The organism is Aequorivita sediminis, from assembly GCF_032080575.2.
In the GTDB taxonomy this organism is placed as follows: Bacteria; Bacteroidota; Bacteroidia; order Flavobacteriales; family Flavobacteriaceae; genus Aequorivita; species Aequorivita sediminis.
The window spans coordinates 125,430-152,083 of record NZ_JAVLSO020000005.1 but is presented as its reverse complement, the minus strand read 5'-3'; the positions used below and the strand labels follow the sequence as shown (position 1 = coordinate 152,083).

General features: G+C 34.4%; 22 protein-coding genes. 18 read left to right on the top strand and 4 right to left on the bottom strand.

Translation table 11 applies throughout. From position 1 onward, the window contains the following. Positions 1-105 precede the first annotated feature (105 nt). Positions 106-1,998 (bottom strand): molecular chaperone HtpG, encoded by a 1,893-nt coding sequence (gene htpG, locus RT250_RS10170; protein ID WP_313114576.1) that lies wholly within the window; start codon positions 1,996-1,998, stop codon positions 106-108. A gap of 215 nt (positions 1,999-2,213) precedes the next feature. Here htpG and RT250_RS10165 point away from each other — a divergent pair, with 215 nt between their 5' ends. Both RT250_RS10165 and RT250_RS10160 read left to right on the top strand, forming a co-directional pair. Continuing rightward, positions 2,214-2,903 carry a TetR family transcriptional regulator C-terminal domain-containing protein gene (locus tag RT250_RS10165; RefSeq protein WP_435373075.1) on the top strand — a complete coding sequence of 230 codons (690 nt, stop codon included), beginning with the start codon at positions 2,214-2,216 and terminating at the stop codon, positions 2,901-2,903. Continuing rightward, entirely contained in the window at positions 2,903-4,210 is a 1,308-nt protein-coding gene (locus RT250_RS10160) for an ABC1 kinase family protein (protein WP_313114573.1), read from the top strand. The genes RT250_RS10165 and RT250_RS10160 overlap by 1 nt, the downstream gene beginning before the upstream one ends. A 192-nt stretch (positions 4,211-4,402) precedes the next feature. Here the strand turns inward: RT250_RS10160 and RT250_RS10155 are convergent, their stop codons facing one another. After that, positions 4,403-6,832 carry an alpha/beta hydrolase family protein gene (locus RT250_RS10155; RefSeq protein ID WP_313114571.1) on the bottom strand — a complete coding sequence of 810 codons (2,430 nt, stop codon included), beginning with the start codon at positions 6,830-6,832 and terminating at the stop codon, positions 4,403-4,405. Between the two features lie 204 nt (positions 6,833-7,036). Between RT250_RS10155 and RT250_RS10150 the strand changes: the two genes are divergently transcribed. After that, on the top strand, positions 7,037-8,044 hold the full coding sequence (locus RT250_RS10150; RefSeq protein WP_313114569.1) for a 3-oxoacyl-ACP synthase III family protein: 1,008 nt from the start codon (positions 7,037-7,039) through the stop codon (positions 8,042-8,044). Positions 8,045-8,513: 469 nt separating this feature from the next. Next, the gene (locus RT250_RS10145; RefSeq protein WP_313114567.1) at positions 8,514-8,873 is read left to right on the top strand and encodes a CoA-binding protein; all 360 of its coding nucleotides are present in this window, start codon (positions 8,514-8,516) and stop codon (positions 8,871-8,873) included. On the opposite strand, the gene RT250_RS10140 is transcribed toward RT250_RS10145, so the two are convergent. Then, on the bottom strand, positions 8,844-10,292 hold the full coding sequence (locus RT250_RS10140) for a sodium:solute symporter (RefSeq protein WP_313114566.1): 1,449 nt from the start codon (positions 10,290-10,292) through the stop codon (positions 8,844-8,846). The genes RT250_RS10145 and RT250_RS10140 overlap by 30 nt on opposite strands. A gap of 132 nt (positions 10,293-10,424) precedes the next feature. On the opposite strand from RT250_RS10140, the gene RT250_RS10135 reads away from it, so the two are divergent. From RT250_RS10135 to ftsY, 11 genes are all read left to right on the top strand, one after another. Beyond that, entirely contained in the window at positions 10,425-12,914 is a 2,490-nt protein-coding gene (locus tag RT250_RS10135; protein WP_313114565.1) for a T9SS type A sorting domain-containing protein, read from the top strand. Between the two features lie 86 nt (positions 12,915-13,000). Next, complete coding sequence (gene recR, locus RT250_RS10130) at positions 13,001-13,621, top strand: recombination mediator RecR (protein WP_313114564.1); 621 nt, start codon at positions 13,001-13,003, stop codon at positions 13,619-13,621. A 68-nt stretch (positions 13,622-13,689) separates the two neighbouring features. After that, positions 13,690-14,811, top strand: a complete 1,122-nt coding sequence (locus RT250_RS10125) for a glycosyltransferase family 2 protein (protein ID WP_313114562.1) — start codon at positions 13,690-13,692, stop codon at positions 14,809-14,811. Positions 14,812-14,906: 95 nt separating this feature from the next. Further along, positions 14,907-16,238 carry a dihydrolipoamide acetyltransferase family protein gene (locus RT250_RS10120; RefSeq protein ID WP_313114561.1) on the top strand — a complete coding sequence of 444 codons (1,332 nt, stop codon included), beginning with the start codon at positions 14,907-14,909 and terminating at the stop codon, positions 16,236-16,238. Positions 16,239-16,353: 115 nt separating this feature from the next. Continuing rightward, entirely contained in the window at positions 16,354-17,127 is a 774-nt protein-coding gene (locus RT250_RS10115) for an exonuclease domain-containing protein (RefSeq protein ID WP_313114559.1), read from the top strand. A 57-nt stretch (positions 17,128-17,184) separates the two neighbouring features. Further along, a complete protein-coding gene (locus tag RT250_RS10110) occupies positions 17,185-17,796 on the top strand; it encodes a fumarylacetoacetate hydrolase family protein (protein ID WP_313114557.1) in 612 nt (203 codons plus the stop codon). A 66-nt stretch (positions 17,797-17,862) separates the two neighbouring features. Next, complete coding sequence (locus RT250_RS10105) at positions 17,863-19,110, top strand: competence/damage-inducible protein A (RefSeq protein WP_313114556.1); 1,248 nt, start codon at positions 17,863-17,865, stop codon at positions 19,108-19,110. Positions 19,111-19,186: 76 nt separating this feature from the next. Further along, a complete protein-coding gene (gene rpmB / locus RT250_RS10100; protein ID WP_014782807.1) occupies positions 19,187-19,426 on the top strand; it encodes a 50S ribosomal protein L28 in 240 nt (79 codons plus the stop codon). A gap of 27 nt (positions 19,427-19,453) precedes the next feature. Continuing rightward, entirely contained in the window at positions 19,454-19,636 is a 183-nt protein-coding gene (gene rpmG, locus RT250_RS10095) for a 50S ribosomal protein L33 (RefSeq protein WP_045081706.1), read from the top strand. A gap of 8 nt (positions 19,637-19,644) precedes the next feature. Beyond that, on the top strand, positions 19,645-19,797 hold the full coding sequence (locus tag RT250_RS10090; RefSeq protein WP_139856086.1) for a DUF4295 domain-containing protein: 153 nt from the start codon (positions 19,645-19,647) through the stop codon (positions 19,795-19,797). 136 nt (positions 19,798-19,933) lie between these two features. Then, positions 19,934-20,887, top strand: a complete 954-nt coding sequence (ftsY, locus tag RT250_RS10085) for a signal recognition particle-docking protein FtsY (protein WP_313114553.1) — start codon at positions 19,934-19,936, stop codon at positions 20,885-20,887. A 78-nt stretch (positions 20,888-20,965) separates the two neighbouring features. Here ftsY and bshC read toward each other — a convergent pair whose 3' ends face one another. After that, complete coding sequence (gene bshC / locus RT250_RS10080) at positions 20,966-22,582, bottom strand: bacillithiol biosynthesis cysteine-adding enzyme BshC (RefSeq protein WP_313114552.1); 1,617 nt, start codon at positions 22,580-22,582, stop codon at positions 20,966-20,968. A 206-nt stretch (positions 22,583-22,788) separates the two neighbouring features. On the opposite strand from bshC, the gene mnmA reads away from it, so the two are divergent. The 3 genes from mnmA to RT250_RS10065 are packed head-to-tail and all read left to right on the top strand — an operon-like array spanning position 22,789 to position 26,606. After that, a complete protein-coding gene (mnmA, locus tag RT250_RS10075; protein ID WP_313114551.1) occupies positions 22,789-23,991 on the top strand; it encodes a tRNA 2-thiouridine(34) synthase MnmA in 1,203 nt (400 codons plus the stop codon). Positions 23,992-24,000: 9 nt separating this feature from the next. Then, entirely contained in the window at positions 24,001-25,665 is a 1,665-nt protein-coding gene (locus RT250_RS10070; RefSeq protein WP_313114550.1) for a S8 family peptidase, read from the top strand. Continuing rightward, a complete protein-coding gene (locus RT250_RS10065) occupies positions 25,665-26,606 on the top strand; it encodes an NAD(P)H-dependent flavin oxidoreductase (protein WP_313114549.1) in 942 nt (313 codons plus the stop codon). The genes RT250_RS10070 and RT250_RS10065 overlap by 1 nt, the downstream gene beginning before the upstream one ends. Positions 26,607-26,654 lie beyond the last annotated feature (48 nt).

The window sequence follows — 26,654 nt, the reverse complement described above, 5'->3', positions numbered from 1 at the left end:
TTTTAGTTTTACAACAATAACGAATTGTTTAAAAAGACAAAAGCCTTTCTAAATTCATGTTTAGAAAGGCTTTTAAAATATTCAATCTTTTGTATTGCCTAAAGACTACTTAATCATTTCGTAGCTTCGTTTTATAAAAGCAGTGAGCTCTTCACCTTTTAGTAAGTTTTTACTCAACCTTGCTAAGTCTAAAGCTTGATTAACTAAACGCTCTTTTTTCTTATCGGTTTTAGTATTTAGTATATCATTTACCAATTCGTGGTTTGTGTTGACAATTAGATTGTACATTTCTGGAAAGCCACCCATTCCAAACATACCTCCACCACCGGTTTTCTGCATATCCTTCATTCTACGCATAAATTCCGGCTCAGTAATGATAAATGGATTTGCATTGCTATCCATTGCTTCTAATTGAACAGTGAATTTTTCTTTTGGTATAACCCCGTCTAAGAAAGTTTTTAGCGTTTCCTTTTCTTCATCTGAAAGTTTAGAAATTTGCTCGTCGTCTTTCTTAATAAGGTTTTCAACATGATCGCTGTCTACGCGAACAAAAGAAACGTTTTCTTCGCTGCCTTCAATTTTTTGAAGTAGGTGAGTAACAATAGGAGAATCTAATAATAGAACCTCGGAACCTTTGTCTTTTGCAGCCTGAATATAACTGTGTTGTTCTTCTTTGTTTGAAGCATAAAGAATTACAAGTTTGTCGTCCTTATCAGTCTGTGCGTCTTTTATTTTTTCCTTCAATTCAGAGAACGTATAGAAAACGTTATCTACAGTTGGGTAAAGAGCAAAGTCTTTTGCTTTGTCGAAGAATTTATCTTCAGTAAGCATACCGTATTCAATAACGATTTTGATATCGTTCCATTTCTTTTCAAAACCTTCACGGTCGTTGTTAAATAAGCTCTTAAGCTTATCGGCTACTTTTCTTGTAATATAGCTAGATATCTTTTTAACAGCGCCATCTGCTTGTAAGTAGCTTCTAGATACGTTAAGAGGAATATCTGGACTATCAATCACTCCGCGTAACATTGTTAGGAATTCAGGAACAATTCCCTCTACATTATCAGTTACGAAAACTTGGTTTTGGTATAATTGAATTTTATCCTTCTGAATGCTCATATCATTCGTCATCTTAGGGAAGTAAAGAATTCCTGTAAGATTAAATGGATAGTCTACATTTAGATGGATATGAAAAAGAGGTTCCTCGAATTGCATTGGGTACATTTCGCGATAGAACTCGTTGTAATCTTTATCCTCAAGTTCAGTTGGTAGTTTTGTCCAGGCTGGATTAGGATTGTTGATTATATTATCAACTTCCTGAGTTGGAGCTGGGTCGTCTTCTTTTGCGTCTTCTGGCTTAGGTAATGTTTCAGTGCGAGTTCCAAATTTAATTGGAATAGGCATAAACTTGTTATACTTCACCAATAATTCACTGATACGTGACTCCTCCAAAAATTCTGTAGAATCTTCAGCAATATGAAGAATAATCTCTGTTCCTCTATCTTCTTTATCGGCTTTTTCTAAAGTAAATTCAGGCGAACCATCGCAAGTCCAATGTACGGCAGGTTCATCTTTAAAACTTTTAGTAATAATCTCAACTTTTTCGGCAACCATAAAAGCTGAATAAAAACCGAGTCCGAAGTGACCAATTATTCCAGCATCCTTGCCATCTTTATCTTTGTACTTCTCAATAAATTCCTCAGCCCCAGAAAATGCAATTTGGTTAATGTATTTTTCAACCTCTTCCGCAGTCATTCCAATACCTTGGTCTATAATACGCAGTTGTTTTTTCTCTTTATCTAACTTTACTTCAATTATTGGATTACCGTATTCAACTCCCTCAGCTTCTCCTATATTAGCAAGATGTTTAAGTTTTAAAGTTGCATCTGTCGCGTTCGAAATTAATTCACGAAGAAATATCTCGTGGTCGCTGTATAAAAACTTCTTAATTAGTGGAAAAATATTATCCACTGATACATTGATAGTTCCTTTGCTCATTTTTTTATAATTTATTTATTTCTTAATTGTATTCAGTGACTTTCATTAGTCAAAAAAAATACCAAGCATGTTTATGCTGACACCTTGTCATTGTATGATTAAAATAAGTTTTAACACAACATTTTGTTTAAGAATTTGATTAAAATATTAAACAGTAGCTATCTTTGTATACTAAGGTAAAATAAAACCTTTAGCATTTTAAAATAATAAGGACTATGGCGACTGCAAAAAAGAATTCTCCCGTTTCAAAAAGATCAAACTCGAATACTAAAATGAATAAAGAAAAAATTATTTCCATTTACATGGAATCAGTTCTTACAAACGAAAAGACTCCGAAAAGCGTCTATAAATTTTGTAAGGAAAACAATTTTGAAGAAACTCAATTTTACGAGCACTTTGGTTCTTTTGAAGGTTTACAAATGGAAATTTGGAGTTCATTCTATGAACAGACAATTTCATTAGCAAACAATGATGAAGCATTTCATGGTTACTCAAATCAAGATAAAATGCTGACCTTCTTCTTTACCTTTTTTGAATTACTTACACTCAATAGGAGTTACGTACTTTTTTCATTAAAGGAACACCAAAATATGTTGAAAAATTTGAGTCAGTTAAAGGAACTTCGAAAAGATGTTAAACACTTTGCGGCCGAATTAATTCGAGAAAATAATGAGGACAAAAAGCTAAAGAATTTAAAACAATCTGTCACAATTTTTTCTGAAGGAGCTTGGTTACAAACTCTGTTTTTGATGAAATATTGGATGGAAGACAATTCTGCTGGGTTTGAAAATACAGATGTTGCAATTGAAAAATCAGTAAGAGCAATTTTTGATGTTTTCGACACACAGCCGTTAGAAAGTGTTTTAGATTTTGGAAAATTTTTGTGGAAAGAAAAGATGGTATAATGAAGACAATCGATAAAATTCCAACAAACAAGATTCAACGTGCTTCCAAATTAGTGACCACTGGTGCAAAAGTCGGCGGAAATTATTTAAAATATTACGGTAAAAAACTCGTGAACCCACAACATTCAAAAGATGAGTTAAATGAAAGTAATGCTGAAGAAATATATGACAGTCTTAAAAACTTAAAAGGAAGTGCTTTAAAAGTTGCCCAAATGTTGAGTATGGAAAAAAACATTATGCCAAAGGCATATGTTGAAAAATTTTCATTGGCTCAGTTTCAAGTACCTCCACTTTCTGCACCCTTAGTGCGTAAGACTTTTAAAAAATATTTTGGCGATATCCCAGAGAATATTTACGAAACATTTAATGCCGAATCTGTGGCGGCTGCTAGTATTGGGCAAGTTCATAAGGCAACTAAAGATGGAAAAAATTTAGCTGTAAAGATTCAGTATCCTGGAATTGCCGAAAGCATTAGTAGCGATTTAGCAATGGTAAAGCCCGTTGCAATGAAAATGTTTAACATTAAAGGGAAGGACAGCGACAAATACTTTCAAGAAGTGGAAGAAAAGCTTTTGGAAGAAACAAATTACGTTTTAGAAGTTGCCCAAAGTAAAGAAATTACACAGGCGTGTAGCAAAATTCCGAATCTTAGGTTTCCAAAGTATTATGAAGGGCTTTCGAACGAGCGAATTATAACTATGGATTGGATGGAAGGGCAGCATTTATCTGAGTTTGTAAAAACAAATTCAAACCCTGAATATTCCAATAAAGTGGGGCAGACGTTGTGGGATTTTTATATGTTCCAAATGCATCAATTAAAACGAGTTCACGCCGATCCCCACCCCGGGAACTTTATGGTAGATTCTGATGCAAACCTTATAGCTATAGATTTTGGTTGTGTCAAGACCGTACCAGAGGAGTTTTATACTCCTTACTTTGAGTTGGCTCAACCTGAAAACATCAATAATCCTAAAGTGTTTTCAGAAAAAATGTATGCTTTAGAAATTTTGAAAAAAGAAGATTCCCCAGAAGAAACTCAATTTTTTTCAGAACTATTTCACGAGATGCTTAGTTTGTTTACAAAACCATTTCATAGCGAAACTTTCGATTTTTCAGATGAAGAGTTCTTTGGAAAAATCGCCGAGCTAAGTAATAAATATTCCAAGGATACTGAATTGAGAAAGATGAATGGAAATAGAGGTTCCAAACACTTCTTATATATAAACAGAACTTTTTTTGGACTTTATAATTTGATGAATGACTTAGGGGCAAAGGTTCAAATTAACAATTACAAGAAATACGTTTAAACTTTAACAAAACTTTGTTTAATCCTTTAACAATTTCACTAAACAAAGAATGGTATATTTACCATTAAATAATTGGATATAAAATTGCTATGAAAAAGTAAAATATCAATTATTTAATTGGTTAGGTTGTTTAAAAAGGGCGCACTGTTAGTGCGCCCTTTTTTTGTTACAATAAATTATTCTTCCAAGTGATTATTCACCGCTATTCTTTCTGTTTTTTACATATTTTTCAAGCCACTCGTGTTGCTCCCATAAAACGTGAAGAACACTTTCTTTTGCGCTGTAACCGTGACTTTCCTTTGGAAGCATAACAAGTCGAGCAGTTGCGCCTAACCCTTTTAGCGCATTAAAATATCGCTCACTTTGTAGTGGATATGTTCCTGAGTTATTATCCGCCTCTCCGTGGATTAATAACAAAGGAGATTTCATTTTATCCGCATTCATAAAAGGTGACATAGTGTTATAGGTTTCAGGAGAATCCCAATAGCTTCTTTCTTCACTTTGAAATCCGAAAGGAGTAAGGGTTCTATTATAGGCACCACTTCTAGCAATACCTGCTGCAAATAAATTTGAATGACTTAATAAATTCGCTGTCATAAATGCACCATAAGAGTGTCCTCCAACACCAACTCTGTTCCTGTCTATGTATCCCATTTCATCAACGGCATCTATTGCGGCTTTTGCATTTCCAACTAACTGAGCAACAAAAGAGTCGTTAGGCTCTTCATCACCTTCACCAACAATTGGGAATGCTGCGTCATCTAAAACTACATACCCTTGAGTAACCCAGTAAATTGGAGATCCGTAATAAGGATAAATAAACTCATTAGGGTTTGTTGTGCTTTGTGCTGCACTGCTTTTGTCTTTGTATTCACGCGGGTAAGCCCAAAGAATCATCGGCATTTTTTCTTTGCTATTTGCATCATATCCTATAGGTAAATACAAGGTGCCTTCAAGCTCTAAACCATCATCACGTTTGTAACTGATAACTTGTTTGTGAACATCTTGGATGCTTTTAAACGGATTTTCAAATGAAGTAACTGCAGTTAAATCATTCTTCTTTTTAATGTTTCTGAAGTAATAATTAGGGTATTCATTCTGTGATTCTATTCGCACTAAAATCTTCCCTTTCTTTATATCTATAGCAGAGTTTAGATTTTCCAACTTATCGGTATAAGTAGATTCATAAACACGCTTCGTTTTTTGAGTTTTTAAATTGTATTCATCAATAAAAGGAAATTGTCCTTTTTCTGAAAAACCGTCACCCATTAGATAAGCAGTACCATTATTAATTTCTAGAACTCTTTCGTCATAATTGTTTCTAGTAGTTACAAAATTTCCCGGATCGCTATATCTATCTTGATAACTTCTATCAAAAATTACTTTTGGTGCTTGTGAAGCATTTGAAGGATTGAAAATATAACTCTTGGTATTACGGTCGTTCCACCAGTAATCACTTGCAATTGCTAGGTTATCATTCCCCCAAGTAATTCCAGAATAACGATTAATAGTTTTAAGTAGCAGTTTCTCTTTTCCATTAAATGGAGCGGCTAATTCATAAACTGCATCTCTGTGATTTACTTTTACTTCTGGATCACCTTTGTCTTGCGCTTCAGCCCAATATAAGGTGGCTGGTTTGTCTGCGCGCCATCTCATGCTTCTTTTGCCTTCTCTAGTAGCCATAAATCCTTTTGGCTGTACTTCATTTAATGGTACATCGTTTACTTTTTGAATCAGTTTCCCGTTCTTGTCATAAATATTTGTTTCAAATGGAAATCTGTAGTAAGGAACTATATATGAAAATGGTTTTTTTATGTTGTTTACCATAACATAACTCCCGTCTGGAGAGAAATCGATATCGTCATACATTGCAGTAGGTAGAAAATCTGAAACTTCTCCGTTAAGTGTAATCTTTTTTATCGTCGAAAGAGCCAATTGCTCAAAATTATATTCGTCATTAGGGCTACTTAATAAATCTTGATAGGTTCTGTTTTGAGCTTTTTCTCCGTCACTTACTGAAATTGTAGGCCCTTCAGGTACAGCTTCTGAAATATTTATTAATTCTTTTCTGTTGTTAGGAATAGCATTTACTAACAGTGCATTACTATCTTTAAACCAATTGATGGGATTCCCCATATTTGCATTTAATTTAAGTGTACTTAGTTTCTTTGCACTACCTTTTTCAATATCTGCAATCCATAATTGAACTCCATCGTCTGAGGTATTTAAAAAAGCAACCATCTTTTCGTTTGGAGAGATAGAGAAATTAGAAATTCTTGCATTCTCAGGTAATCCAGTGATTTGCTTTGCATCCTTTGCTGTAGCTTTTTTTACTTTTATATTGTTGAAATACCTTGTTCTACTTCCTATATTAGTTTTAGGGTTTATACGTAGACCTCCCAAACGAAGTTCGGTTTCAGAAAGTTCGGCGATAGATTTATATGCATCGCGGTAAAGTAGCAGAACGTTTTCTCCTTTACTGTCAATCCAAACTGAAGGTGCTAAAGGAGCATCAACAAGTTCTAAAATTTCTTTTGGGGGTTTTTGATACTTTAATTTTTCTTGTCCAAAAAAAGATGTTGTTACAAATAAAAATGCAACAAATGCAATAATGTTTTTCATATTAAAATGTTTTAAAGCCTAAAGATATTCAAAATTATTATCCTAGGCATTTATAAAATAAAGGAGTAGAGAGAATGTTTTAAAATGTGAGAATTTATTAGTTTCGTCTTTAAAATCTATTATGCATGCATACTTTATTATGTTTAAATTACTTCTATAAAAAAAGTATATGTGTATCTTTCCCGATTATTTAAAACGCTAAAAATGTACACTTCAAAAATTACTGGTCTTGGATATTATGTTCCCGAAAATGTTGTGACCAATGACGATTTGTCGAAATTAATGGACACCAATGATGCTTGGATTCAAGAGCGCACGGGTATTAAAGAACGCAGACACATTAAAAAGGGCGATGGGAACTCTACTTCTGTAATGGGAGTTAAAGCCGCTACTATAGCTTTAGACCGAGCTAAACTGGTTCCTAAAGATATAGATATGATTGTTTTTGCTACACTTAGTCCAGATATGTATTTCCCTGGAGGTGGAGTAGAAGTGCAAGAAATGATGGGCATGAGAACGATTCCAGCACTAGATGTACGAAACCAATGTAGTGGGTTTATCTATGGACTTTCTGTTGCCGATCAGTTTATTAAAACAGGTATGTATAAAAATGTTTTAGTAATTGGTAGTGAAAACCACAGTGGGGGTTTAGATTTTACCACGCGTGGAAGAAACGTATCAGTTATTTTTGGAGATGGTGCAGGAGCTGCTGTATTATCTAGAAATGAAGCGGGTGCCAATGGAATTTTATCTACGCATCTCCATAGTGAAGGCGCACACAAAAATGAACTCGCATTACAGGGGCCAAGCACCGCTCATTGGGTTCCAGAAATTATAGCTGAAAATCCTCAAGAAGATATTCCATATTATCCTGTGATGAATGGGCAATTTGTGTTTAAACACGCTATAGTTCGCTTTGCTGAGGTAATTCAAGAAGGTTTGGATGCAAATAATCTTGAAGTGAAAGATATTGACATGTTAATTCCTCACCAGGCTAATTTACGTATATCACAATTTATTCAACACAAGTTAAAATTAACAGACGATCAAGTTTTTAATAATATTCAGAAATACGGAAATACAACAGCCGCCTCAATTCCAATTGCGCTTACCGAAGCTTGGGAACAAGGTAAAATTAAAGAAGGAGATATTGTTGTGTTAGCAGCTTTCGGAAGTGGATTTACTTGGGGAAGTGCAATTATAAGGTGGTAAATTGATGTTGCAAAAATAAGTATGTGATAGCGAAACAACCTATTTTCAAGTGTTGAATACTCATAAAACAAGATAGCCTTTCAGTATTTCTGAAAGGCTATTTCAATTTCCTAAAATAAGGAATAATTCGTTGAAGGCTAATTCAAATAAATTATAAAAATTAAACTTAGGATTTTATGTATTAGACGAAAAAACATGTCGATTGTTTCATTGTAAAACCTTATTTAACAATACAATAACATTTAAATTTTAAAACAAACAAACCCGAAGTGCTCGCTTCGGGTTTGAAATATTACTGCAATTATTAACACTAACCATCAACGTAAAACTATTGCAGTAAAATAATATCTTACTTCTACTATAATAAAGACGTTCAAAAAGTTATTATGTTTCATGGCTATCTTCTTTTTAACTAACATTTGTGATAATTTAATGCGTTGTATTGTATTTTTCCTAAAAACTAAATCAAATGAAAAAAACGTTAGTGTTAGGAGCAAGTTTAAAGCCGAATCGATATTCCAACTTAGCAATAAATAGATTAGTCAATCACAATCATAGTGTTGAAGCCATAGGCTTAAAAGAAGGTGAGGTTGCTGGCGTAAATATTGTTACAGAAAAGAAAGATTTTAAAGATATTGATACAGTAACCTTATATCTAAACCCAAAACGACAAGAAGAATACTACAACTATATTATTTCGCTAAAACCAAAACGAGTAATCTTTAATCCAGGTACTGAAAACCCTGAATTCTACACACTTCTTAAAGAAAACAATATTGAATCTGAGGTTGCTTGTACTTTAGTTCTTTTGGGAACGAATCAATATTAGTCCTAAAAATGTAAGTACTCCATTTAAGATTAATATAAAAAATCCGAATTCAAAGTTTAGGTACAGGGAGCTTAGATAACTTATACCATACCCTATAAATGGGGTTGAAATTGCGATTAGCGGAACAAATTTATCTTTAACATCCCATTTTGTAAAGAGACCGTATGCATATAAGCCTAACAGTGGGCCGTATGTGTAACCTGCGAAAACAAAGAGTTTTGATATTACAGAATCATCTGCAATAACATATTTAAAGATGATAATTACAAATATTAATAATAACGAAAATAAAATGTGAATGAGCTTTCGCATTTTAATTTGTTTCTTTTCATCATATCTCTTTTCAATATCCAGTATATCGATACTAAAGGAGGTGGTTAATGCCGTTAAAGCACTATCTGCACTACTATAAGCTGCAGCTATTAAGCCTAAGATAAACAATACAGCTACACCCATACCAAATACGCTTTCTTGCGCAGCAAGGGTTGAGAAAAGTTGATCTTTGTGAGCATCTATTCCATTTTGTTCAGCGTACACAGTAAGTAATAACCCTAAAGTTAAGAATACAAAATTTACGATTGTAAGTACAATAGTAAACCAAAACATATTTTTTTGGGCGTCTTCTAAGTTACGGCAAGTAAGGTTTTTTTGCATCATATCCTGGTCTAGCCCTGTCATTACAATTGCAATAAAAGCACCACTTATAAACTGTTTTACAAAATGATCTCCCGATCTCCAATCGTCAAAAAAGAATATCTGACTCATTTCACTTTCAGCTACAAAAGTAAAAATGCTACTTCCGGAAAGTCCTAAATCTGTGGCTACATAATAGACTGCAACTCCCACTGCGATTAACATAAATAATGTTTGTAGCGTATCTGTCCAAACAATGGTTTTTATTCCACTTTTAAAAGTATAGAGCCAAATCAATAAAATTGTAATTGTTACCGTTACCCAAAAAGGTATATTCATATCGTCAAAGATTAAACTTTGCAATACTACAGCTACTAAATAGAGTCGAAAACTTGCCCCAACAACCCTTGATAATAGAAAAAATGAAGCTCCCGTTTTATAAGAAGCATTCCCAAACCTTCCTTCTAAGTATGTATAAATTGAAGTGAGGTTTAAACGATAGTAGAGTGGAAGCAAAATGGTTCCAATTACTGCATACCCTACAATATAGCCTAAAACAACCTGAAAATAGCTGAATTTCGAAGCTTCAACCCAACCGGGAACAGATATAAAAGTTACTCCACTTAACGAAGCGCCTATCATACCAAAGGCAACCAAGTACCAAGGTGATTGTTTTCCGGCCTTAAAAAAATCAGCATTACTTCCTCCCTTATTAGTTAGGTAGGAAATAAAAATTAAAGCTAAAAAATATCCAATGATTAATAAAAGTATATGTAAGGGTTGCATATTATTTTAGACTATAATGATTAAGATTTCGTCTGCGTAAAAATACAAAGTTTGATTTCCCTACCCATTTTATTTTTAATACATTTGATGACTTTACTCAAATAAACCTATAACTTCCTAAAAACTAAAAAGATGCGTTTTAAATTACTACTGCTTTTTACCCTTTTATTTAGTTCTTTAGCCATTCAGGCTCAAGAATATTTACGAATGATTGATGCTGGCACCTATAAAGTGCAAGATATTATTGATAGTGCCGAAGCCCATTTCGAAGGAAAGGATAAAGGCCGTGGTACTGGATATAAACAATTTAAAAGATGGGAGTATAATGCTCTTAGGATGGTTCAAGCAGATGGGTATTTAGCTTCTAATGCAGAGCGTTTAAGAGAATTAGAAAACTGGAATGCTCATGTAAACAGTACTGCTGAAAATAGAATGGTTCTTCCAGATAGCTGGCAAGAAATGGGGCCAGATAATTGGAACGCAACTTCAGGGTGGAATCCTGGTGTAGGTAGAATTACTTCAGTAGCTATTGAAGATGGGAACGAAAACCATATTATTGTTGGTGCTAACACTGGAGGTGTTTGGAAAACTACTGACGGCGCACAAACTTGGACTCCATTAAATGACTACTTTTCAAATATGAAAGTTTATGCAGTTGCTATGGATCCAACAGATGCTAATACTTACTTCTTTGGAGCAACTAACGGAGATATTTTTAAATCAACAGATGCTGGAGCAACTTGGAGTTTATTAGCTACCATAGGGAATAGTGTTGTAAATAGAATTTTAATCCACCCAACCAATAGCGATATAATGTTTGCAACTGCAGAAAATGTTGGAATCTATGCTACTACAGATGGAGGAGCAACTTGGACAACTGCGGTTTCAGACTCAAGAGGGTACGATGTAGAGTTTAAACCAGGAGACCCTTCAGTAGTTTATGCTTCGGGAACGGGGTTTCATAAATCAACAGACGGAGGAGCCACTTTTACAACCATCGGCGGATTTAGTACGGGTCCAAAAATGATAGGTGTTTCGGCAGCAAATCCAGAGGCAGTTTATGTGGTAGAAGCCTTTCAAAATAGATTTGGTGGATTTTATTCATCTGTAGATGGAGGTAATACATTTACTAAACTTAACCACGGTAATAAAAACTATTTTGGATATAGTACCACTGGAAATGACAATAATGGACAAGCTCCTAGAGATATGGCCATTGCTGTAAATCCTTCAGATGCTAATGAAGTGCATATTGCAGGTATTCTTTCTTGGAGATCTATGGATGCAGGTGTGACTTTTGAAATTACTTCAGATTGGATTCCTGCCAATGCTGCCACACAAAATATCGGCTACTGTCACGCCGATGTTGATGATATGCTCTTTCACGGAACTACACTTTATGCGGTTACTGATGGCGGAATTTTTAAAGCTGAAAACACGGCTACAATAAACGCTTCATACTTTGAGGATCTTACAGAAGGTCTAGGGATTCGCCAATTTTATAAAATAGGTATTTCACAAACCGAAGATGTAGTTGTATCTGGTGGGTCGCAAGATAATGGTACTTCTTTTTACACTTCTTCCACTGGATGGAGAGATTGGATTGGCGCAGATGGAATGGAAACCTTTATAGACAAGGACAACACAAACTTTATGTATGGTACTAGTCAATTTGGTCAATTATACCGAACTCAGAATGGAGGAAATAGTCTAATTCAAATTAACGAACCAGGTACGGGTTCAGGGAATTGGGTAACACCTTTTGAGCAAGATCCATTAGTTCAAAATATTATATATGTAGGTTATAATAGAGTTTACAAATCTGCTAATTTAGGAGCTTCGTGGACTCCAATTTCTCAAAACTTAGGAGGTAACTTAAACAATTTAAAAATTTACGAAAGAAACAATCAAATCATGTATGCCTCAAGAGGTGCGTTAATGTACAGAACTACCGATGGTGGTGCTACAGATTGGGAACAAGTTGCCACTCCTGGAGGATTAATTAATTCAATTGCAATTCACCCTGTAGATCCTAATAAAATTGCAGTAGCTACCACAAGCGCAAATAAAGTAATGGTTTCTGAAGATGGTGGAGATACTTGGAACAGCTATAGTTTAAATCTTCCTAACTTTTCAGCTTTAGCTGTTGTGTGGCAAAATAACAGTAAAGATGGTCTTTATTTAGGTATGGATTACGGTATTTATTATATCGATAACACCTTTACCGAATGGCAACCTTTTAGTAATCTATTGCCAAACGTTCAGATTAATGAATTGGAAATTAACTATACCAATGGTATGATTTACGCAGGATCGTACGGTAGAGGTCTCTGGGTTTCTCCAGTAGTTGAAGGAACTATGGGAATTGATAAAAACACTTTTGAATCTACTGTAAGTGTGTATCCAAACCCTGCGGATTCTCAAATTACTATTGGATTACAAAATCCAATAAATGCAGAAATTAGAATTTTTGATATTTCAGGAAAACTTTTAATGTATCAAGCCGATGCATTTATCGCAAACAAATACACTATGGATGTTTCTTCATTAAATTCGGGGGTTTATTTTGTGCGCTTAAATACTACTGCAGGTGCAGCAATTAAAAAGCTTGTAATTAATTAAAACAATTTTATTTCAACTTAAGAATGCTTCAGGAAAATCATTTTTTTCTGAAGCATTTTTTTTAACTTGTCGGCAGGATTTTAGCTATGGAATTTTCTTCAAAATTACTTGAAAACGCGGTAAACGAAATGTCCCAACTCCCTGGAATTGGAAAACGTACAGCCTTGCGTTTGGTACTTCATTTATTAAAACAACCAAAAGAGCAAACCCAAAAATTGGCTGCTAGTTTGGTGAAAATGCGGGAAGAGATAAACTTTTGCTCAAATTGTCACAATATTAGTGATTCAAAACTATGTGAGATTTGTGCCAACCCTAACCGAAATGATAAAATTGTTTGTGTGGTAGAAGACATTCGCGATGTAATGGCAATTGAAAATACAAGTCAGTATCGCGGACATTACCACGTTTTAGGGGGTAAAATATCACCTATGGACGGAATTGGTCCAGGTGATCTAACGGTACCATCACTTGTTGAAAAAGTGAAATCTGGAAGTATTACCGAGCTTATCTTTGCTTTAAGTTCTACTATGGAAGGAGATACAACTAACTTTTATATTTTTAAACAAATTGAACCTTATAACATTATTACAACTACAATTGCACGTGGTATTTCAGTGGGTGATGAGTTGGAATATGCAGATGAGGTTACTTTAGGGCGAAGTATAATGCATCGTATCCCTTTTGAATCGTCCTTAAAAAACAATTAGATTTGAATCGATTACTTCAAAATATTAAAACCATCCTAGCTTTTAATTTATCAAAATAATTTGCACTGATGAAATTATCTGTAGTTATACTTAATTATAATGTGCGGTACTTTTTAGAACAGTGCATATTGTCTGTTGAAAAAGCTATTGAGAGTATTGACGCTGAAATTATCGTGATAGATAATGATTCTAAGGACGATAGTTGTGAGATGGTAAAAACTCAGTTTCCAGACGTAGTTCTCATTCAGAATAAGGAAAATGTAGGATTCAGTAAAGCGAATAATCAAGCAGTATCCGTAGCAAAAGGGGAATATGTGTGTGTATTAAATCCAGATACTGTTGTAGCTGAAGATGCACTTGTAAATGCAATTGAATATTCTGAAAATATAGACAATATTGGCGCTTTAGGTGTTTATTTGATGGACGGTACAGGTAATTTTTTGCCTGAAAGTAAACGAAATTTACCAACTCCAAAAGTATCTTTGCTTAAACTGTTAGGCTTTACAAAAAAGTATTATTCCTCGCATCTAGCTGAAATTTCGAATGGTGAAGTTGAAGTATTAGTAGGGGCATTTATGCTTGTAAAACGAAGTATTTACAATGAAGTTGGTGGCTTTGATGAAGATTATTTTATGTATGGTGAGGATATAGATTTATCCTATAAAATTACTAAAGCGGGATATAAAAACCATTATTTAGGAAAAAGTACCGTTCTTCACTATAAAGGAGAAAGCACTAAAAAAGATAATGCGTATTTTGAGCGTTTTTATGGTGCAATGCAAATTTTTTACGAAAAACATTTTAATAATAATGTATTGCTTAAAAATTCAGTTTCTCTAGGGGTTGCACTTGCAAAAAATGCATATAGATTTACCTTAAGTAAAAAGGGCAAAGAATATTTGCAGTTAGAAAAACATTATGTTTTTACTGAAAGTGTTGAATTAACTGAAAAGCTTTCAGATAAAATGAAGCTACATTTTCAAATGGCAACAAAAAATGTTCACGAACAGGTTGTTTTGAAAAATAGCTTACTAGTTTTTGATAATGACTACGTTACCAGTGCTGAAATCTTTAGGTTGATGAAACAATTAAAAGGAAAAGGTAACCATTTCAGAATAAAACCACGAGGTCGAAACTTTATAATTGGGAGTGACCAAAGTGATGAAAAAGGTGGTGTAGTAGTTTTTTAAGAAATTTGAAACAGAAATCGAGCAAATTTTGACTAATTTTGCCGTGTTTTTAAAATAAGGCTTGCGCCTTCCAAATTCGATATTGAAATTATATTATGGCAAAATTTGAATTGAAACTACCCAAAATGGGCGAAAGCGTTGCAGAAGCAACCTTAACAAACTGGCTAAAAGAAGTAGGTGATACTATTGAAGCTGATGAAGCAGTGCTAGAAATCGCTACCGATAAAGTGGATAGCGAAGTTCCCAGTGAGGTAGATGGTGTATTAGTTGAAAAACTATTTGATGTAGATGATGTTGTGCAGGTGGGGCAAATCATAGCTATTATTGAAACTGAAGGAGGGGCTGATGAAACTCCACAAACTGAAAATACTTCAAAATCAGATGCTACTACAGATTCAACAACTGAACAAGCTGTAAAGGAAGTTGAAAAGCAATTTGAAGCTGCAAAACAAGAAACTAATGCTCCTATTGAAAATACTGGCGATCGTTTTTATTCTCCATTAGTGAAGAATATTGCTGCTGCCGAAGGTATTTCTCAAACAGAGTTAGACGGTATATCTGGAACGGGGAAAGACGGGCGTGTTACTAAAAATGACATTCTTGAATACGTAGAAAACCGAACTTCTGATAAAGCTGCTGCGCCAGCACAAGCTGCTGCAACTGTGGCTCCGACCGCAAAAGAAGCTCCTAAAGCTAAAGCTCCGATATCAGTAAATGGAGGTGATGAGATAATTGAAATGTCTAGAATGGGTAAATTAATTGCCCATCATATGGTTGAAAGTGTTCAAACTTCTGCACACGTACAGTCATTTGTTGAATGTGATGTTACTAATGTTTGGAATTGGAGAAATAAAGTAAAAGCATCATTTGCTAAGCGCGAAGGTGAAAACTTAACTTTTACTCCAATATTTATGGAGGCGGTAGCAAAAGCGTTAAAAGACTTCCCTATGATGAATATTGCTGTAGATGGCGATAAAATTATAAAGAGAAAAAATATAAATCTAGGTATGGCTGCTGCCTTACCTGATGGAAACTTAATTGTTCCTGTAATTAAAAATGCAGATCAGTTAAACTTGCTTGGGATGAGTAAAGCTGTAAACGACCTTGCAGTGCGTGCTCGTGAAAATAAGCTCAAACCAGACGATATTCAAGGTGGTACTTACACAGTTACTAACGTGGGAACGTTTGGTAGCATTATGGGAACACCAATTCTTAATCAACCACAAGTAGGTATTTTAGCGCTTGGAGCAATAAGAAAAGTACCAGCGGTTATAGAAACTCCAGAAGGTGACTTTATTGGGATACGTTACAAAATGTTCTTGTCGCATAGTTACGACCACAGAGTTGTAAACGGTGCATTGGGAGGGCAATTTGTAAAGCGTGTTGCAGATTACCTAGAAGATTGGGATGTAAATCGTGAGATTTAATTGAGATAAACAATACGTTAAAAGGGGGATTTTGTATTCAAAATCCCCCTTTTCTTTTTTATAAATTCTTTCAAAACTTCAATAAGAAGTATCTTTACTTTTTTAAAATAAAACAATGAAACTGAACCTAAAAAAACCAATCTGTTTTTTCGATCTTGAAACCACAGGAGTAAATGTAGCTAAAGACAGAATTGTTGAAATTGCAATCTTAAAGGTATTTCCAAATGGGAATAAAGAAAGTTATACCTGGCGTGTAAACCCAGGAATGCCTATTCCTTCAGAATCTACGGCTATTCACGGAATTAGCGATGAAATGGTTGCTAACGAACCTATGTTTAAAGAACTCGCGCCAAAAGTTTATGGATTGATAAAAGATAGTGACCTTGGTGGGTTTAACTCAAATAGATTCGATATTCCACTCCTTGCTGAAGAATTGCTTCGTGCAGAAATAGATTTTGATTTAAAAAAAGCCCTTGCGGTTGATGTTCAGACCATCTTCCATAAAATGGAAAAAAGAACATTAGAAGCAGCATATAGATTTTACTGTAATAAAGACCTTCTAGATGCTCATAGTGCCGCTGCAGATACAAATGCCACTTACGAGGTTTTAAAGGCGCAATTAAAGCGGTATCCAGACTTGGAAAACGATATAGCTTCCTTAGCAGATTTTAGTTCTCATAAGGACCATGTAGATTTTGCGGGATATATAAGTTATGACGAGAATGGCGATGAGGTTTTTTCATTCGGAAAGTATAAGGGGAAGTTAGTAACTGAAATATTAGATAAAGATTCTGGTTATTTTGGATGGTTACTTAATGCCGATTTCCCGCTATATACTAAAAAAGTGTTAACACGTATTAGACTTCAAAAATTGAATACAAAACTGTAAGAACTCAACTCTTTCGAATACTGATGGTTTTAAACTTTCAAAAATAAACTTTACAATATGAAAATAATCTGCGTAGGAAGAAATTATACAGAACATATTAAGGAATTAGATAATGTTGTTCCTGAAGAGCCAATATTGTTTTTGAAACCAGATTCGGCTATACTATTAAAAAAGCAACCATTTTATATTCCTGAATTTACTAATGAAGTTCATCACGAAGTTGAAATATTGGTAAAAATTAATAGAATAGGAAAGCATATAGATCGAAAGTTTGCGCATAAATACTACGATGAAATAGGTTTGGGTATCGATTTTACAGCGAGAGATTTGCAAAAGAAATTAAAAAACAATGGTCTTCCTTGGGAAAAAGCGAAGGCATTTGATGGTTCGGCTGTAATTGGAAATTTTATATCGAAAAATGAAATAGAAGATATAAACGATATACATTTCAACCTTAAACGCAATGGGGAGGTTGTTCAACAAGGCAATACAAAGCTGATGATGTGGAAAATTGATGCCTTAATCGAAAATATTTCGAAATACTTCACTTTAAAAATTGGAGATGTAATTTTCACTGGTACACCTTCAGGGGTTGGTCCTGTGGCTGTAGATGACGTGTTAGAAGGGTATATTGAAGAAAAAAAGATGTTTTCAATAAAAATAAAGTAAATAGCCATCACCCTAAGCAATTTTTTAAGATGTTAAGGGAGGGTATGCTGTTAAAAATACAATTTAATGTTAGCAGAAATTATAACCATAGGAGATGAAATTCTCATAGGCCAAATTGTAGATACAAATTCGGCTTTTATTTCGAAAGAGCTAGATAAAATAGGAGTGAAGGTATATCAAATTACTTCGGTTCAGGACGATCGCGTGCATATATTGCAAGCTTTTGAAGACGCTAAAAAACACGCCGATTTAATTATTGTCACTGGAGGACTTGGCCCTACTAAAGACGATATTACCAAACGTACTTTTTGCGATTATTTTGATGATACGTTGGTTGAAGATTCAGAGATAGTTCAAAACATTAAGCAGTTATTTGAGAATTATCAGTTAGGAGAGCCTTTGCCGTCAAATATTCAACAAGCACTTGTTCCTTCTAAGGCAAAAGTTTTAATGAATCGTTATGGAACCGCACCTGGAATGTGGATGGAGAAGGATAAAACTGTTTTTGTTTCATTGCCAGGCGTTCCCTACGAAATGAAAAACCTGTTAAAAGATGAAGTTTTACCTTTAGTAATAAAACGCTTTAGTAGGCCATTTATTTACCATAAAACACTTCTTACGTATGGAATGGGTGAAAGTGCCGTTACAGATAGAATTTCAGATTGGGAAAATAATTTGCCTGAGAATGTCAGACTAGCGTATTTACCTTCATTAGGAAAAGTGCGATTGCGACTATCATCTAGTGGAACCGATGAAAATGCTTTAAAAGAAAATATAGATTCCCGAATGGAAGTTTTATCTGAAATGCTTTCAGATATTGCTATAGGTTTTGAAAATGAAACTACTATAGTAGGAAGAGTTGCACATATTTTAAATGAAAAGCAACGAACATTAAGTTTAGCAGAAAGTTGTACAGGAGGGTCGATTGCAAGCCAAATAATTGCGGAGCCAGGAGCTTCTTCATTTTTTTTAGGTAGCATAATACCGTATAAAACTGAATTAAAAACAACGGTTTTAGGTGTGCCGGCTTCACTAATTGAAAAGTTTTCGGTTGTAAGTGTTGAGGTTGCTGAAAGTATGGCTTTAAATTCGTGTAAGTTATTTGGTACTGATTACGCAATTGCTACAACAGGAATTGCAGGACCGACAAAAGGTGATGGAGCAGATGAAGTGGGAACCGTTTGTATAGCAATAGCAACTCAAAATGAAGTTTTTTCAGAAAAATTTAATTTCGGAAATGATCGCTATCGTGTGATTACAAAGGCAACAAACAAATCATTTGAAATGTTATTAAAAGAAATTTCAAAAAACTAATTTCCTTTTGTTGTACAACCCGAAAGAATTACTTAAATTTGCACCCTGTTTTAAAATAACTAATAAAGTTAAGGAAATGTCAAGAGTTTGTGAACTTACCGGAAAGAAAGCGATGGTTGGAAATAACGTGTCGCACGCGATGAATAAAACCAAACGTAAGTTTGATGTAAATTTGCTTAAAAAGCGTTTTTATATACCAGAAGAAGATAAGTGGGTAACACTTAGAGTTTCAGCTTCTGCTATTAAAGATATCAATAAAAAAGGTATTTCTGCGGTTATGAAAGAAGCGCGTGAAAAAGGCTTTTTAACTAAATAATTGCAATAATCAATAAAGTCTATTACAATGGCTAAAAAAGGAAATAGAGTACAAGTAATTTTGGAGTGCACTGAGCATAAGGAATCTGGTAAGCCAGGAACTTCTCGCTACATCACTACCAAAAACAAAAAGAATACACCGGACAGAATGGAGTTGAAGAAATTCAATCCAATTCTTAAGAAAATGACGGTTCATAAAGAGATTAAATAAGAGATAAAATGGCAAAGAAATCAGTAGCATCGTTACAGACAGGTTCAAAACGTTTAACCAAAGCTATTAAAATGGTTAAATCGGAAAAATCAGGAGCATATACATTTACTGAGGCTATTATGTCTCCAGAAATGGTAAACGACTGGTTAAACAAAAAATAACCAGATTAAAATATTGAGTTAAAGCCACTTTTTTACGAAGGTGGCTTTTCGTATTTTTGTTATTTAAAAAATAGTCAGGTATATAATTGAGCTAATAATAGCATAAATTTATAACCTTTAACCGACCACGGAAACCATGAGTATATTTAAAAGGATATTCTCCAAGGAGAAAAAAGAAACCCTCGATAAAGGGCTAGAAAAAACTAAAACATCTTTCTTCGATAAGCTTAGTAAAGCTGTAGCTGGAAAAAGCAAGGTTGATGACGAGGTTTTAGATAACCTTGAAGAGGTATTGGTCTCTAGTGATGTTGGTGTAAATACTACCTTAAAAGTAATTGAAAGAATTGAAGAGCGAGTTGCTAAGGATAAGTACTTAGGTACCGACGAGCTAAACAAAATTCTTCGTGAAGAAATTGCTGGACTTTTAAGTGAAATAGATTCTGGTAACGCTACCGAGTTTGAAATACCACAAAATAAAAAGCCATACGTTATTATGGTTGTTGGCGTTAACGGTGTAGGGAAAACTACGACGATTGGAAAATTGGCTTATCAATTTAAAAAAGCAGGTAAGAAAGTAGTTTTGGGTGCTGCCGATACTTTCCGTGCTGCAGCTATCGATCAGTTACAAATTTGGGCTGATAGAACTGATGTTTCCATCGTTAAGCAAAGTATGGGTAGTGATCCTGCCAGTGTTGCTTTTGACACTTTACAAAGCGCAGTAAATCAAAATGCCGATGTTGTAATTATAGATACGGCTGGGCGTCTTCACAATAAAGTAAACTTAATGAACGAGCTTACTAAAGTAAAACGTGTGATGCAGAAAGTTATTCCAGATGCGCCTCATGATGTGCTTTTAGTTTTAGATGGCTCTACTGGACAAAATGCATTTGAACAGGCTAAACAATTTACAGCTGCAACCGAAGTTACCTCTCTAGCGGTTACTAAACTTGACGGTACTGCAAAAGGAGGAGTTGTTATTGGTATAAGCGACCAATTTCAAATTCCAGTAAAATATATTGGAGTAGGTGAAGGGATGGAAGATCTTCAGGTATTTAATAAAATTGAATTTGTGGATTCGTTCTTTAAATAAATCACATATTACAGCTTTAAAAAAACCCATCTTTATTAATTTTAAGCTGGGTTTTTGTGTTTCTTGAGAAGTTGAAACTTAAACTTCAATAATTGTAAACGATAAATTTAATGGATCTAAATTCTCTTTAATGATGTCTAAAATTTCTTCTCCATTCTCTAAGTAGAAGTTTGAAAAATTCAAGTTTCTCTCTTGTAAACTTCCCTTTGGAAAAAGAGTGTCTTGAATGTTTCTTATAGGATTTAATTTCTGAGAAAGTTTTCTTCTTTGAGCTTTTAATAACCTAGATTCAAGTTTATCTAATCCGTTAAGTTGTTTTTTCTCTTGTGCAGCAACAGCACCAAGAAACGACTTATCCGTCTTTTCAGCTAACACATATAAATCTTTAAATTGTTGTTTTAAAAATTCTCTTTGTTTAGAAAAATCAATTTCAATATCGGAAATTTTATGAATGTGTTTGTTAACTAATTCTTGTTGTGGAAGAAATAAATCTTCAACGGAAACTCCATAAGTTTCTAACTCTTTCAATAAATTTTTAGGAGCTATCAAAGCCGAATTTCTCAATAAAAGAATAGGAAATGGAACTTTTACTTCATTGAAATAATCTTTCAGTTGAAACCAATACGCTAGTTCACCGCCTCCGCCAATATAACAGAGGTTTGGTAAAACAGCTTCCTGATATAATGGGCGTAGTAAAGCATTTGGGGAAAAGAACTGTGGGTTATCATTAATTTCCCCTAAAATCTCCTCCTTAGTAAATGAGATTTCAGTGTTATTGACATAAAAATCACCTTCATTTTCGATGATCCGTTCTCTAATATTCTTATTTAGGTAAAATAAATTGATCTCTCGAGGATGTACCTGTTCCGGATGACCTAAATCTGTAAGCTTTTTAGTGGTTTCAGAAACTTTATGGAAACTTAAGTTTTCTGTTATTTCTTTTTCAGCAAAAGGAATGAAATGTTTTTTTAAAATCTCATCATTACCATCAACAATTACCAATCCAGATTCAAAAAATAATGTATTAGCTAGATGTCGAGTGGCATCTGCTAAATTGTCATTTTTTAAATAAGCATCAGAAAAATATTTAAGAAGCTTTTTAGCATTTTCACTGTTGCCAAATTGTGTTTTTAATTTTTTAAAAACTTTATTTAAGCCTTTAGTATATAATTCTCCAACTGCACCAGAAGAATTTCTATCCCATTTCACCTTTTCTAACTTGGAAGGACTATTTTCTTTGTAAGTATTAAAATAGTTTATCTCTTCAAAATCGTGATCTTCTGTTGCCATCCAATAAACGGGAACAAAATTAAAATTAGGATAGTGCTCCTTTAGTTTTTCACATAAGTTTATCGTTGAATATATTTTGTACAGAAAATATAGTGGCCCTGTAAAAAGGTTGAGTTGATGTCCAGTTGTTACCGTAAAAGTTGTGTTTTCCTTAAGTAAGTCTAGGTTGGTTAATGTAGCTTGAGATATAGAGTTGTACCCGTATTGCAACATAATCTGTTTAGATAATAACCGTCTCTGACGAATATTAAAACTATTTTGTTTCTCTTCAATTTGAAGTTTGAAGTTTTCCAAATTTGGAAAACGATTATAAAAGGGAATTAATGATTTGTCTTCTTCTAAATAGTCGCAAATAAGGCTAGAAAAATAACCGGTTTCTTTATAAGGAATAGATTTAATAGGCATGTGCTTTAAGAAAGATTTTGAACAAAAATAGCCGATTTATGTGGGCTCAGGTTTTAAAGATACGTTAATTTCAGATTGTAATAAAAGCCTTTTGGAATTGTTTAAAGTCACTGTATTTGCAGTTTGAATTTCGGGCATAGTAATTGTATCTTTGCACATCCAAAAACTATGGCCATTAAAGGTGATAGTTTCTTTCAAAAATACCCATGAAAAAACGTGTTGTAGTAGGATTAAGCGGAGGTGTAGACTCTAGTATAGCAGCCTATTTGTTAAAGGAACAAGGCTATGAAGTTATAGGTCTTTTTATGAAGAATTGGCACGACGATTCTGTAACTATTTCAGATGAGTGCCCTTGGTTGGAAGATAGCAACGATGCAATGCTTGTTGCTGAGAAATTAGGAATACCATTCCAAACTGTAGATTTAAGTGAAGAATACAAGGAGCGAATTGTAGATTATATGTTCTGTGAATACCAAATGGGACGAACTCCAAATCCAGATGTACTTTGTAATCGCGAAATTAAATTTGATGTGTTTATGAAGATAGCGCTTGGGCTGGGAGCAGATTTTGTCGCAACTGGACATTATTGCAGAAAAACAACTTCAATACGTAAAGAGAATGGCGTTAAAACAGAAATTCATCATTTACTAGCGGGGAAAGATCCTAATAAAGATCAGTCTTACTTTTTGTGTCAACTTTCACAAGAACAATTATCTAAAACACTATTTCCGATTGGTGAATTATTAAAGCCTGAAGTTAGAAAAATCGCAGCCGAACAAAATCTTATTACCGCCGAAAAACGCGATTCCCAGGGCTTGTGTTTTATAGGAAAAGTGAGATTGCCTGATTTCCTTCAACAAAAATTAGCCCCTAAGAATGGAATAATTGTTGAAGTTCCAGCAACATTACCTGAATATAATGTTGAAACTCCAGAGTTTACTTCCGAAATGGAAGAACTTGAATTTTTTTCAGCAAAACATAAGTATTCAAAAACTGATGGTAAAGAAGTTGGGGTTCACAATGGAGCGCATTATTTTACTAAAGGGCAACGAAAAGGATTGGCGGTTGGAGGTACCAAAGAGCCATTGTTTGTGATAGACACAGACGTTGAAGAAAATATTATTTATACAGGGCAGGGTAAAAGTCACCCAGGGCTTTATAGACGTGGACTTTTTGTAAAAAATGAAGAAGTTCATTGGGTTCGTGAAGATTTACAACTTCAAGAAGACGAAAAGATGGAAGTTATGGCTCGTATACGCTATAGGCAGCCATTAGAAAAAGCGACTTTGCACTGCACGCATTCAGGACTTTATATTATCTTTGATAATCCGCAATCTGCTATTACAGAAGGTCAATTTGTGGCTTGGTATGATGGAGCTGAGTTACTTGGCAGTGGTGTTATCTCTTAAAAATATTATATGAAAAAATTACTCCTATTATTTGTATTTACACTTGTATCAACCCTAAGTTTTGCACAGTTAGAAGATGCCTTAGTTTTTTTAGAACCTAAAGATCCTTCGGTAGTTTCTGCTGCATTGGCAGACCCAACCACTATTTTAACTCCTGCCGCAATAAATAGAAAATTGGCACAAGGTATTAGTATTGATGAACGCGATGTACCTTTAAATGAAGTGCAAAAAGCACAGATAGAAGCTGCAACAGGAATTGCGGTTCTTGCAAAATCGAAATGGTTGAATGCTGTTTATGTGCGAGGAACTTTAACTAATATCAACAATCTTTTAAATCTTTCATTTGTTTCAGATATTGAGTATGCTGATAAAAGTATGAATAGACCTGGACCTAGAGATTTTGAAAGACAATTTAGATCTTTACCAAGTAAAATAGAACAAGAAGAGCAGTTAAGGGTTATTTATAATTATGGGAATGCTGAAAATCAAACTGAAATGATTGGTGTTGACGTTTTGCATCAGGAAGATTTTACGGGGCAAGATATTGCTGTCGCATTTATGGATAATGGATATCCTAATGTATTGTACAACCCTGCTTATGCTCATATGCGTGATGAAGGCAGATTACTTGGGTATTATGATTTTGTTGCTCGTGTGGAGAGTCCAAATGGAACAGGGGGTCACGGAGCTTTAACTTTGAGTGATGCTGCTGCGGTTGTTCCAAACGAATTTGTAGGTACGGCGCCAAATGCTTCTTATTACTTATTTATAACTGAGGATGACAGTGAAGAGTCTCCTGCAGAGGAAGCGTATTGGGTAGAAGCATTAGAGCGTTCGGACAGCTTAGGGGTTTATGTGAGTAATACTTCTTTAGGATATCAAGATTATGACAATGCTGCATATACTCATCTATATTCAGATTTAGATGGAGAAACTACAATTGCAGCTCGCGGGTCTAATATAGCTTTTGATAAAGGTATGATTACAGTTACTTCTGCGGGTAATGATGGCTCAGGTTTTGGTTATGTGGGAACTCCTGCAGATGCGCCAGGTTCTTTCACTGTAGGCGCGGTTGATGCAAATGAAAGTTATGTTTATTTCAGCTCTTATGGTCCAAATTCAGCCGGACTAGTAAAGCCTGATGTAATGGCTCAAGGAGCTAATACAGCTGTTGTAGATAGATTTGGGGAAACCACAGATTATTGGGGAGATCCATTGACTTCTAATGGAACTTCTTTTAGTTCTCCTATAATTGCTGGAGCTGTGGCTTCTTTATGGAGTGCTGTTCCTACCTTAAAAAACGATGTAGTTATGCAAGCAATTCGCGAGTCTGCACATTTGTACAACAATCCTACAGATTTAATGGGTTATGGAATTCCAAATTTTGGAGAGGCCTTAAACACACTATTACTTAAAGTGAACGAACAAGAACTTCAAGACAATCAATTTGCTTTATATCCAAACCCTGTTACAACTGTAGTAAATATCTCATTTCCTCAATCGGCAAAAAATGCAATATTTGTATTGTATAATGTTTTAGGTGAAAAAATACTTCAAACTAATATTACCGCTAGTAATAATCGCATTGATTTATCAAATCTAACTTCAGGGATGTATATCGCATCTATTACTTCAAATAATAAGACAACAAGTTACAAAATCATAAAAAAATAGTGCAGAATAAAATTAAAGAGCTTTTCAAAATTGAATATCCAATTATTCAAGGTGGGATGATATGGAATAGTGGTTGGCGTTTGGCTAGTGCTGTTTCTAATGCAGGTGGGCTAGGACTTTTAGGAGCAGGTTCAATGTATCCTGAGGTGCTTCGAGAACACATAATAAAGTGTCAAAACGCCACAGATAAACCCTTTGGTGTTAACGTGCCAATGCTTTACCCTGATATTGAAAAAATTATTGATATTATAATTGAGGAAGGGGTTAAAATAGTTTTTACATCGGCGGGAAACCCAAAGACTTATACCTCTAAACTTAAAGAAAACGGCATTACCGTTGTCCACGTTGTTAGTAGTGTAAAGTTTGCTTTAAAAGCACAAGAGGCAGGAGTTGATGCTGTTGTAGCAGAAGGTTTTGAAGCAGGAGGTCATAATGGTCGTGAAGAATCCACAACACTTACTTTAATTCCAATGGTAAAGGAGCAATTGCAGATTCCATTAATTGCTGCTGGAGGTATTGCTACAGGTCGCGCTATGCTTGCTACTATGGTTTTAGGGGCAGATGGAGTACAAGTAGGTAGTCGTTTTGTAGCCTCAGATGAAGCTTCCTCACATCATGCTTTTAAACAAATGGTTGTAGATGCTAAAGAAGGCGATACTCAACTTACTTTAAAAGAATTAGCTCCAGTAAGAATGCTTAAAAATGAATTCTTTGAAAGTGTTATGAAGTTGTATAAAACGAATCCTACCAAAGAAGAACTCGCTAAACATTTAGGTAGAGCACGTGCAAAACGTGGAATGTTTGAGGGAGATTTAGTTGAAGGTGAATTGGAAATAGGACAGGTTTCTGGGCTAATTCACGATATTAAACCAGCTGGAGAAATATTAAAAGATATGGTAGAAGAGTTTAAAACTGCAAAAAAAGAAGTAGCTAGCTTTTAGCTATTCTATTAAATATTTTTAAAAAGCAAAAACCCTTCCGATTTATTT